We start from the raw sequence: 6,460 nt of genomic DNA, 5'->3' as shown, positions 1-6,460 counted from the left end.
GACGCCCCCTTCGTCCAGGCGAAGGTCCACGCCCGTTTCCCCCGAGGTGGCCAGGCCCGCGCCATCCCCTCCTCCTGGGTCGAGCGCGCCAGCGACAACCCCGAACCGGACGGCCCGGACTACGTCGCCCTCAACACCCTCGGCCTGGACGGCGAGACCAGCGCCTACCGGGTGCGGCGCGGCGCCTGGGTCAGGCTCGGTGTCGACGTCGCCGCCGACGGGGGCGACGAGTTCGCCATCGCCCGCTCCGTCGGCGACCTGGTCGAGCTGCGCCACGCCACCGCCGGCCAGGACAACGCTGACCCGGTGGTCGTCGCCGGAGTCGTGCTGCGGGAGATCAAGGCCGCCCAGGACCTCGCGGCCGCGCTCGGCAGCACCGCCCCCGTGCGCGTCAAGATCGACGGAGTCGGCATCGGCTGGGGGGTCGCCGGCCTGCTGGAGGCCTGGCGGCGCGAAGGCCTCCACCGTGCGGAGATCGTCACCGTGCTGGCCAGCGAGAGCACGGGCCGGGACGACGAGGCCGCGACGCTGCGCCCCTCCAACAAGCGGGACGAGATGTGGCTGGCGATGCGATCGCTGCTGTCTCCCCACGGGCAGGGCTCGCTGCGGCTGCGCGTCGACCGCCGTACGCAGGCGCAGCTGTCCGGGCCGAAGCTGGAGACCAACTCGGGCGGCCGGACCGTCATCGAGTCCAAGCGGTCGATGAGGCGGCGCGGAGTCAGCTCGCCGGACCGCGCCGAGGCGGTCCTGCTGGCCCCCTACGAGCCGCTCACCGGCCGTCGCCGGGTCCGGGTGATTGCCTGACGAATGGTCAGGCAAATGCGGGTTCGCGAGAACCAAATTGGAGAGCAATTGGTCGGTAATGGAGTTCCCAACTATTCGTGTTGACATGGGAGATGGGCCGGGCTTTGATGACAGCCTCTTCTGGGGCGCGCTCATCCGGATCCGGCGAAGGGGAGTAGCCGGATTTGGCATGCTCGCGCTCCGAAGTGTGCGCTGATTCAGCAAGAGGGGGGACTATGCCAACGCTAGAGCGTCTCACCAGGATGCTCGAATTCGGACTGACGGCATTTCCGGGCACGCCGCCGGGTGTCCTGACCCGCACCATCACCTCCGTCCTGCCTGTTCACCCCGGCGACCGTCACCAAGCCCGCGGCAATCTGACGCAGACCCTGGCCATCGTCGACCTGGACGACTGGGCTTCGACAGATCCCGCCTTCGACCGGCTCGTGAGTCGCACTGCCGGCTCGGGTGTGGCAGCCCTCGCCATCGTCTCCACGACTGGTCACGCGCCCGCAGAGCTCGTTGAAGCTCTGCGGCATCTGCACGTCCCGCTGCTCACCCTGCCGGCCAGCACCTCGTGGGCCGACTTCACCGAAGCGGTGACGCGCGAGCGGATGGCCGACCTGCACCGCGGCATCGAGTGGCGCGACTGGCTGCTCGGCCAAGCCCGACCCGTACCGGACGGCCGGCACTCCGGCCGCATCGTGCGGTGGCTGGCCGCCCGGACCGGTAGCCGAGTCGCGCTGATCGGACGGGATGGGGCCTTGGCCGCCGTCGCCCCGCAGCGCTCGGCCGACAAGCTCACCGCCGTCGCCGACAAGATCCAGGAGATCGCGGACGGGACCCTCGAGTCGGCCGCCCTCGAGGACGGTGGCACCGAGATCCGGCTCGTGGCCGTCGGCACCTCCCGGCCGCGCGCTGTGCTCGCCGTCGCCAGAGAGTCCCCGTTCGACCACGCGTTCACCCGGATGATCGGCCGTGCCGCCGACCTGCTCTCCCTGCACCTCGCGGTGGAAGACGCGGACACCGCCACCGACAGCTACCGAGCCACGGCGATAGCGCTGTGTGTCGCCATCTTGCAGCTGCTGATGGTGGGTGAGGTGTCCAAGGCGCGCCGGACGGCGGCCAGCCTCTTCCCTGGCCTGCTCGACCAGGACGCCGCCCGCGTGTACATCCTGGAAAGCCGCCCGGGCGAGCGCGACCACCTGTACGACGAGTGCCAGCGCTCCATCGGCAGACATGCCCTGATCGTGCAGTGCCCCGTCTACGACGAGCACCTGATCATCGTCGTCCCGCAGCCGCCCGGTGCCGCCGATGCCGACGACCGCGCGTGCACCGCGCTTCGCGACCTGGTCGCCCTGCGCCCCTATCGGTACCTCGGGGCCAGCGCCATCCGGCCGGTCGCCGAGACCGATCAGGCATACCGCCACGCTCTACGGGCACTCGCCAACGCCCGAGTCGACCGCAGCAGGACCGCGCACTACCGCTCGCAGAGGCGGCTTCCCGAACTGCTCAACGAGGCCTACCCCGGCTGGGCCACCGCCGTGCTGCACCCACTTCTCGGGCAGCGCAGAGCGGAACGCGACGTGCTGCTCCAAGCCCTCAACCTCACGCTCCAGTTCTCCGTGCGGGCCGCTGCCGAGCTCACCGGCGCCCATCGCAACACCGTCGCCAACCGCGTGCGATCCGCAGCGGCCGTCCTCGGAGTCGATCTCGACAGTCTCCGCGACCGGGCGCTGACCGCAGTCGCGCTGGAGGCCCTGCTCCTGGATGAGCGGGCCGACGAGACGGTGCATGTCGGGCCTCCCGACCTTCAGGCGTACCTGGACACCCCGGAAGTCCAGGCATGGAAGCGCGAGTTCCTTCACCCGTTGACGGAGGAGTTGGTCACCACCTTGAAGGAGTGGGTGCTGGCCGGTGGTGACACGGCCCGGATGGCCGACGCCCTGGGCATCCACACGCAGACCGCCCGGAAGAGGCTGCGGGCTGCGACCCGGCTCCTCCAGCGGGATCTACTCGGTCAAGGCGCCGACGCCTACGACGTCGTGCTGGCGATCGCCAGCGAGTTCAACATCCCGCTGCCGCTGCCTCGCTGGCCAGACCCTCACTGAGAGGAAAACCCGCTACACGCTGCAACCGGGCGTTGCGGTTCGTGTCCGATGTGCAGTGGTGACACCCCTCCTGTGCATCGAACAGATTCCCCATGCGTCGCACACCATCTACGGTCGATCGTAGGGGAAATGCCTAATCCGCAACTCTCGGAATGGTGGGGGAACTTGCATACTCTCGCTGTGCTGGGCTCAAGCCAGCACGCAAATCAAACTGTGGGCCGACTCGTCGCAGCGCACTACTCGGTTCGCACCTGGGACATAAAGGACATCGGGTCGGGTTCGCCTGCGACCAGTCACCCGACCCCGCGCGAGGCAGCGGCAGGAGCCAACGTGCTCCTCACCTTCATCGAGGACTTCGACAACCTCCACGAAGCGCTCGCCGACCCGGAAACCGGCGCCGTGGAGGCGCTGGAGCCGGGCACGTGGTGGCTGCACCTCGCCCCTGCGACCACTGGTGCCGTCCGCGCTCTGCACGACTTCGCCCGCCGCCACAACATCGCCTACCGGCACACCCCGATCTATGGGGCAAGCGGCACCCTGGTTGCTATCGGCCCGGCCGCCGACGACCGCTGCGCGCGCGCCGTCTGCGACACGATCCTGGAAGCGATCGGCCCGGTGATCCACAGCGGCACCGAGGCTGCCCACATTGCCGTCACCGCGATGCCGCGGGCCGTGAACGCCCAGCCGGCGCTCGCCGTCCTCGGCATGCAGGGCTGGGACATCGAGATCTCCATGCTGGAAGACGCCAGATCCGCCTAGCACTGACCACAGAGCCCCTTCGGGCACTGCCCGGAGGCCACGCACGCGGTCACCGCACCGCCTGACGAACGAGACGGGACCACCAGCACCACGGGGCCCGTGCAGAACAGGACGACGAACAACCGCTGCTGCCACCGGCACCCACCCACAGGGCGTCCGCTGGCGAGGGGAGCGCAGCCTTGAGCACCGACAGCACGACGACCGACGACGCCAACACCGACATCCACGAGTGGGTGATCGCCGCGTACGTCCCCGTGGACACGCAGGGCGCCGCCTACGCGCGCCGCCGCGGCATCTACCGCGTCCCGGCCACGACGAAGATCCAAAGCGCAGACGTGATGTGCATCCGCTGCCGCAGGCCCTACGACGAGGTCTGCGAAGAGCCGTGTGCCGGCTCCGACCCGATGCTGCACGGAGGGCCCATCGGTACCCGTAAGCGCCGCCCCGCCCCCGAGAACCGCCACCAGGCCGCCGCGGCCGAGAACTTCCGCAAGCCGGACCCCCGAGACGCGGGCAACCGGATGCGGGAGCAGCCACCGGGACGCTAGCGCACGAAGTGCCTAGCCTGCCTGCCGTGACCATACCCAGCAGGCACCAGCCCCACCTGACGGACGACGTCGCGCACCTGACCGCACACCGGGTGCGCGACGTCGTCGCCGTCGGTCTGCTCGTACTCGGCGTCATCGGCCTCAACGCGGCCGCCTACGCCACCGACCCGCGCCTCGGCCTCGCCTGCACCAGCCTGCTCGCGCTCGCGGTCGCCGCCGTCCTCGGCCACCACACCGAGCAGTAGGAGGAACGGATGCCCCGCCGCTGGTTCCCCACCCTGCGCCGCCCCGCGCCGGCGATCAAGTCCGCGCCGGAGTACACGATCGGCTGGACGCCCGCAGGCGTCGACCGGGCCCGTCCGTGGTCCGTCGAGCGCGCGGTGCGCGACGGCATGGAACGGGCCGTGTGGATCTACAAGGCCGTCGACACGATCTCCAGCCACACGGCCGACAGGCCGTTGCGGGTCCGCCCGCGCAGCGGCACCTCCGACGAGCCGCTACCTCCCCACGACACGCACCCGCTCTACCGCGCGATGAACATCAGGGCCAACGCGGCCGAGGGCGCGTGGACCTTCAAGAAGCGCGCCAGCATGCAGCTCCTGCTGTCCAAGCGCGGGGTGTTCCTCGAACCGACGTTCTCGCGCGGAGGCGACCTGCTGCGCATCGACCTGCTGCCGCCGGGGCGAACGCGGCCGGTACCGTCCACCGGCGCCGACCTGATCTCGCACTTCGAGACCGTCACGATCACCGGCGAGCTGCGCCGCCTCGACGTCGACCGGGTGCGCTGGATCCGCAACCCCCACCCGCTCGACCCGTACAGCGGCATCACCCCGCTGGAAGCCGCCGGCCTGTCCGCCGACCTCGACTTCTTCACCCGCCACTACAACCTGTCGTTCGTCAACAACGACGCCCGGCCCGGCGGCGTGATCGGCATCGACGGCGACATGGACGACGACGAACTGCGCCTGCTGCGCGCCAGGTTCGGTACGGGACCGTCCGCGGCCGGCTCCTGGACGGTGCTGAACGGCGGCAACGTCACCGTCACCGACACCTCCGTCACACCCCGGGACATGGCGTATGAGACCGTCGCCGCCCTCTCCCGGGTTGAGTTGCTCGCAGCGTTCGGCGTCCCGGAGTCCCAGCTCGGGAACGCGAGCGGCCGGACGTTCGACAACGCCCGCGCCGAGAAGACGACGTTCTGGGAGATCACCATGCCGCCACACCTGCGGCTGATCGCCGACGCCTTCCAGGACGACGCCGGGGAAGACGACGAGGTCTACTTCGACACCTCCGACATCGACGTACTGCGCGAACCCCGCACCAAACGCCTGTCCGAAGCCCGCGAGGAAGTCGCCGCCGGCGTCCGCTCGATCCGCTCCTACGCCGAACTCGCCGGATACGCCGACGAGATCGATGACACCCCCGAGACCCGGGCCCTGTGGCTGGCCTCCGGCCGCACCGCCCTGCCCGCCCGCGCCGCCGACGCCCCGGCCCTCGACACCACGACACCGCCCCCGGCGCCGGCGCCAGCCACAGGCAAGGCCCTGGCGCCCACCTCCGACCTCGTCCTGGACGAGACCGCGGCCGACTCCCTCCGAGGCCGCCTGGACGACGCCCTCCAGACGCTCACCACCCGCTGGACGGAACGGACCATCGCCCGACTCGGCTCCCCCCGGCACCGCAAGGGCACCCGGCACTGGGACGACCGAGGCGACACCACCACCCGCACCAGCGTCAAGGACCTGCCCGTCGACCAGGTGATCGACGTCGCCACCTGGCAGCAGGAGGCCGCCCAGGCCCTCCAGCCCCTCATCGAACAGGCCGCCACCACGGCCGCGACCGAGCTGCACGCCGCCCTCGGCTCGACCAACACCGCCACCGTCGCCGTCTGGCCCGCGATCGCCCCGCTGCTCACCACATGGCTCGCCAAGCAAGCCCAGGCCCTCGCCGCCGACGTCGCCGGCGCCGACCGGGAGGGCAAGAGCCTGGCGGGCATCGCCGAGGCCACCCGCGACTGGGGCCGCTCCCTCGCGAACTGGGCGAGCGTCAAGGCGAGCCACATCGCCACCGCCACCGTCGAGAGCGCCCGAGACCAAGCCGCCGCCGCCAGCGCCCGCACCGGCCTCGTCCGCCGCTGGATCGCCCACCACGACGGCCGCACCAGGCCCGACCACGACGCGGCCGACGGCCAGACCCAGCCCTACGGCCAGCCCTTCACCATCGGCGACGACCTGCTGCGCCACCCCGGTGACACCACCG

5 protein-coding genes and 1 pseudogene are annotated in these 6,460 nt (G+C 70.9%); all 6 read left to right on the top strand.

Features of this window, described 5'->3' with window-relative positions; all coding sequences use genetic code 11:
- Nucleotides 1-804, top strand: a pseudogene (locus J0670_RS26330) (hypothetical protein); the annotation flags it as partial.
- 164 nt (nucleotides 805-968) lie between these two features.
- Entirely contained in the window at nucleotides 969-2,894 is a 1,926-nt protein-coding gene (locus J0670_RS26325; protein ID WP_207814159.1) for a helix-turn-helix domain-containing protein, read from the top strand.
- A 330-nt stretch (nucleotides 2,895-3,224) separates the two neighbouring features.
- A complete protein-coding gene (locus J0670_RS26320) occupies nucleotides 3,225-3,653 on the top strand; it encodes a hypothetical protein (RefSeq protein WP_207814158.1) in 429 nt (142 codons plus the stop codon).
- A gap of 179 nt (nucleotides 3,654-3,832) precedes the next feature.
- The gene (locus tag J0670_RS26315; protein WP_207814157.1) at nucleotides 3,833-4,201 is read left to right on the top strand and encodes a hypothetical protein; all 369 of its coding nucleotides are present in this window, start codon (nucleotides 3,833-3,835) and stop codon (nucleotides 4,199-4,201) included.
- Between the two features lie 26 nt (nucleotides 4,202-4,227).
- On the top strand, nucleotides 4,228-4,446 hold the full coding sequence (locus J0670_RS26310; RefSeq protein ID WP_207814156.1) for a hypothetical protein: 219 nt from the start codon (nucleotides 4,228-4,230) through the stop codon (nucleotides 4,444-4,446).
- Between the two features lie 9 nt (nucleotides 4,447-4,455).
- The coding region (locus J0670_RS26305; protein WP_207814155.1) for a phage portal protein at nucleotides 4,456-6,460 on the top strand (2,005 nt) is incomplete at its 3' end.

This window comes from Streptomyces sp. FH025, assembly GCF_017427025.1.
Taxonomy (GTDB): Bacteria; Actinomycetota; Actinomycetes; order Streptomycetales; family Streptomycetaceae; genus Kitasatospora.
Note: the sequence above shows the minus strand (reverse complement) of the source record. Positions and strands in the feature narration are given on the sequence as shown.